Source organism: Myroides sp. N17-2, assembly GCF_002286775.1.
In the GTDB taxonomy this organism is placed as follows: Bacteria; Bacteroidota; Bacteroidia; order Flavobacteriales; family Flavobacteriaceae; genus Flavobacterium.
The window spans coordinates 1-328 of sequence record NZ_NSGJ01000133.1; the positions used below are offsets into that span (position 1 = coordinate 1).

The following is a 328-nucleotide window of genomic DNA, read 5'->3' on the forward strand; positions in this document are numbered from 1 at the left end:
GAGGACCGAACCGTCAAACGCTGAAAAGTTTTCGGATGACCTGTGGGTAGGGGTGAAAGGCCAATCAAACTCGGAAATAGCTCGTACTCCCCGAAATGCATTTAGGTGCAGCGATAATCACAGTTACTTAGAGGTAGAGCTACTGATTGGATGCGGGGGCTTCACCGCCTACCAATTCCTGACAAACTCCGAATGCTAAGTAATGATAATTATCAGTGAGGGCATGGGTGCTAAGGTCCATGTCCGAGAGGGAAAGAACCCAGACCATCAGCTAAGGTCCCCAAATGTATACTAAGTTGAAATAACGCGGTTTGATTGCCCAGACAGC

The 328-nt window shown here is 48.2% G+C and carries 1 rRNA gene; it reads left to right on the forward strand.

The window, feature by feature from the left end:
- Window positions 1-328, forward strand: a 23S ribosomal RNA gene (locus tag CF599_RS19400); the annotation flags it as partial.